This window comes from Streptomyces katrae (assembly GCF_000966975.1).
Lineage (GTDB): Bacteria > Actinomycetota > Actinomycetes > Streptomycetales > Streptomycetaceae > Streptomyces > Streptomyces katrae.
The window spans coordinates 1-631 of sequence record NZ_JZWV01000898.1; the positions used below are offsets into that span (position 1 = coordinate 1).

The 631-nt window shown below is 71.8% G+C and carries 1 pseudogene; it reads right to left on the reverse strand.

What is annotated here, in order from left to right:
- A pseudogene (locus VR44_RS43060) lies at nucleotides 1-631 on the reverse strand (IS5 family transposase); the annotation flags it as partial.

Sequence of the window (631 nt, forward strand, 5' to 3'; positions counted from 1 at the left end):
TTGTTGATGCACCGCTCGACGGTGTTCCGCTGCTTGTAGGTCTCGCGGTCGAAGGCCGGCGGGCGGCCGCCGCGACTGCCGAGCCGCTTTCGGTTGGCCGTCTGGTCGGCGGGCTGCGGGATCACCGCCCGGATCCCGCGCCGGCGAAGATGGCGGCGGATTGCCCGGGATGAATAGGCCTTGTCGGCCAGGACCGCATCCGGCGTGACTCTGGGACGGCCGATCCGTCGGGGCACCCGTAATCGGGCCATGACCTGCTCAAATGCGGGTGCGTCACCGGCCTGCCCGGGCGTGACGACGAACGCCAGCGGCCTGCAGCGGCCGTCCGCGGCGAGGTGGACCTTCGTCGTCAGTCCGCCGCGGGAGCGTCCGAGGGCATGGTCGGCCGGCTCGCCGGCCGGAGCCCCTTTTGACGGGCCCCAGCGGCGTGCTGGTGGGCGCGGACGATCGTGGAGTCGACCGCGACGACCCAGTCCAGGTCGCCCTCGGTGTCGGCCTGGGCGAGCAGGGCGGTGAAGACCTTCTCCCACGTCCCGTCCGCGGCCCACATGCGCAGCCGGTTGTGGGCGCCCTTCCACGAGCCGAAATGCTCGGGGAGGTCCATCCACGGCGTCCCGGTGCGGTACTTGAA